This window comes from Streptomyces sp. NPDC033270, assembly GCF_055576575.1.
Window position 1 is genome coordinate 229,192 of record NZ_JBVIRA010000002.1, and the last position, 3,124, is coordinate 232,315.

General features: G+C 72.8%; 4 protein-coding genes. 2 read left to right on the forward strand and 2 right to left on the reverse strand.

The genetic code is table 11. The features are described 5' to 3' along the window. The first annotated feature begins 163 nt into the window (after window positions 1-163). The gene (locus tag ACZ5XZ_RS04515) at window positions 164-547 is read left to right on the forward strand and encodes a F0F1 ATP synthase subunit epsilon (RefSeq protein WP_030081273.1); all 384 of its coding nucleotides are present in this window, start codon (window positions 164-166) and stop codon (window positions 545-547) included. 148 nt (window positions 548-695) lie between these two features. Further along, complete coding sequence (locus ACZ5XZ_RS04520; RefSeq protein ID WP_384434156.1) at window positions 696-1,139, forward strand: DUF2550 domain-containing protein; 444 nt, start codon at window positions 696-698, stop codon at window positions 1,137-1,139. A gap of 259 nt (window positions 1,140-1,398) precedes the next feature. Here ACZ5XZ_RS04520 and ACZ5XZ_RS04525 read toward each other — a convergent pair whose 3' ends face one another. Both ACZ5XZ_RS04525 and ACZ5XZ_RS04530 read right to left on the reverse strand, forming a co-directional pair. Then, window positions 1,399-2,118, reverse strand: coding sequence for an alpha/beta fold hydrolase (locus ACZ5XZ_RS04525; RefSeq protein WP_468974558.1), 720 nt, complete (start codon window positions 2,116-2,118; stop codon window positions 1,399-1,401). A gap of 204 nt (window positions 2,119-2,322) precedes the next feature. Continuing rightward, window positions 2,323-3,012 carry a response regulator gene (locus ACZ5XZ_RS04530; protein WP_467662674.1) on the reverse strand — a complete coding sequence of 230 codons (690 nt, stop codon included), beginning with the start codon at window positions 3,010-3,012 and terminating at the stop codon, window positions 2,323-2,325. Window positions 3,013-3,124 lie beyond the last annotated feature (112 nt).

Below are 3,124 nucleotides of genomic sequence, written 5' to 3' on the forward strand. Positions count from 1 at the left end.
GGTGGGTGGGGATCGAGACCCAAAAGACCAGGACAAAGGGTTGGGTTTCCCCCCACCCCCGGCGCGTTGGGGGGGTCCCCCCCCCCCCCCCCCGGTCCGTACGACCACTAGTATTTGACCCAACATCTGCCGAACCAGGCAGGTGGAGACCCGAGGAGCCATCGTGGCTGAGCTGCACGTCGAGTTGGTCGCCGCGGACCGTCAGGTCTGGTCCGGCGAGGCCAGCCTGGTCGTCGCGCGCACCTCGTCGGGCGACATCGGCGTCATGCCCGGACATCAGCCGCTGCTCGGCGTGCTGCAGTCGGGCCCGGTGACGATTCGTACGACCGGCGAGAGCGGGGACGGCACCGTCGTCGCCGCCGTGCACGGCGGCTTCATCTCGTTCGCCGACAACAAGCTGTCTCTGCTCGCAGAGGTGGCCGAGCTGTCGGACGAGATCGATGTCCAGCGCGCGGAGCGGGCCCTGGAGCGAGCGAAGTCGGAGGCCGACGCGGCCGCCGAGCGTCGCGCCGATGTCCGACTGCGTGCGGTGACGGGCGTTCACTGAGCCCCGCCACCGACGAGATCGATCCTCAGCCGCGGGCTGCCCGGAATTCTCCGGAGCGGCTCGCGGCTGAGGCAATGCAGGTGCGTTTCCCTCCCCCACGCTTCGACGGCGCGGGGGCACCCCCAACGAGGCGAGGAGGTCGGTCGAGATGGTCCTCGCTCTGCTTGTGAGCGGCGCGGTCGTAGTGCTGGTGCTGGTGGGGCTGTTCGTCTTCGGACTGAGACGGCGGCTCATCCAGCGGTCCGGAGGCACCTTCGACTGCAGCCTGCGCTGGAACGTGCCGGAGGACGAGCCCAGCGGCAAGGGCTGGATCTACGGCGTGGCGCGCTACAACGGCGACCGGATCGAGTGGTTCCGGGTGTTCTCGTACGCCCCCCGGCCCCGCCGCCTCCTGGAGCGCTCCGCCATCGAGGTCCTGCAGCGCCGTACCCCCCAGGGGGAGGAGGAGCTGGCACTGCTCTCCGACTCCATCGTGCTGGCCTGCGGGCACCGCGGCACCCGTCTGGAGCTGGCGATGAGCGAGGACGCGCTCACCGGCTTCCTGGCGTGGCTGGAGGCGGCGCCGCCCGGCCAGAGGGTGAACGTGGCCTGACGGGCACGGCCCGTACCCGCCGGGCGGCGGCCTGTAGAGGTGGGGCGAACCGCGGATCTTCTCCAGTACGGGCCTGAACCGGGTCCAGTCGGCCCGCTGTCCTGGCGTGACGATCGTTGCTCACCGGCAGGAACCGCCGCAGCCGTTCCCACTCCGCGTCACCCAGATCGCCCCGCCCCATGCCCGGCACAACAACCCGGGCCCAAGGCGGTCACCTGATCGACCGGACACGACCTGGCCGGGACGGGGCGGATCATCGTCACGGGGCGGGGAGGGTGGAGGTGGCGATCCGGCCCAGGAGAGTGGCGAGTTCCCGGGGCATGGAGAGGAACGGCGAGTGGCTGCTCGGCAGCCGGTGGACGGAATCGGCGCGCGTGGCGAGCTCGCGTTGCCGGGACGGATCGAGCGCCTGGTCGCGGTCGCAGACGACGTAGCTGGAGGGCACCGTGCGCCATCCTGCCGTGGTCACCTTCTCCGTGAAGGACCGTACGCTCTGCGGGCGCAGCCGCGCCACGGCACGGGCGGCATCGGCCTCGGGCACGTCGTCGAAGAGTATCCGCCGGGCGTGCTCGTACGGCGGGGCGTGGTCCGCGCCGTCGTCCGGCGCGGGCTTTCCGAGGAACGTGAAGACGCTTTCGCCCGCGTCCAGTTGGAAAGCGGCGAGGTACACCGCCTGCACCACGTTCGGGGCATCCGCGATGGCCTCCGTGGTGGGGACGCCGCCGTAGGAGTGCGCGATCACCACCACCGGGCCGTCGATGCGCCGGAGGCTGTCCCGGATGGCCTCCGCGTCGTCCAGCATGCCCACCGGCCGGGCGCCGTCGGGCCGGCCGGCCGGGGGATTGACGCTGGGCAGGTCGACGGCGTGGGACCGCCAACCGTCGGCGTCGAGCGCGGCGCGTACGGGGTCCCAGCACCAGGCTCCGTGCCAGCCTCCGTGGACCAGCAGGAAGGTCGGTCGGCCGGTGTCAGCGTTCATGTGCGGTACCTCCGTTGTCCGAGCTGCGGATGGCGCGAGACCGTGGCGTGAAGCGGGCCGCCCCGCCCATGGGTCGCGGGTCCCAGGGGACACGAGGGCCCCCTGCGAGGCCGCAACGCGGGGGCCGGGGAGGGTATTCCCCGTGGCTTGCGACGGGACCGGCGGGGTATCCGGCTGTGGGCTGGGCTCCGGCGAGGCACCCGGCTACGGCCCGTCCACCCCTAACTCCTGTGCCAGTACGGCGGCTTGCACCCGGCTGCGCAGATCGAGCTTTGCCAGCAGCCGGCTGACATGCGTCTTGACGGTGGCCTCCGCCATCGCCAGCCGTAAGGCGATGTCGGCGTTCGACAGCCCCCGTCCCAGGCACCCCAGCACCTCCCGCTCGCGCGGCGTCAGCGCGTCGAGCACCGCCGGATCCGGCGCCGCACCGTCCCGGGCCGGCCGGGACGCCGTACGGGGGCTGGCGAACTCCGCGATCAGGCGCCGGGTCACCGCCGGCGCGATCAGCCCCTCGCCGGACGCCACCGTGCGCACCGCGGTCAGCAGCGCGGCCGCGTCACTGTCCTTGAGCAGAAAGCCGGCGGCCCCCGCCCGCAGCGCCCCGAAGACGTATTCGTCCAGGTCGAAGGTGGTCAGCACCAGCACGTCCGCCAGCTGCTCGGCGACCACCTGGCGGGTGGCGGAGACCCCGTCGAGGCGGGGCATCTGGATGTCCATGAGGACGAGGGCGGGGCGCAGCTCGCGGGCGAGCCGTACCGCCTCCTCGCCGTCCTCCGCCTCCCCGACGACCTCGATGTCGGGGGCGGAGCGCAGGATGAGGACCAGCCCGGCCCGTACGGCGGACTGGTCCTCGGCGACGAGAACCCGGATCGGCTGCGCGTCGGCGCCTGTCATCGATGCTCTTCCTCCTCGGCGGCGGGGGGGGGGGGGGGGGGGGGGGGGGGGGGGGGGGGGGGGGGGGGAGAGGGGAGAAGGACGGGGGGAGCGCGACCACACGCCCCCGCCT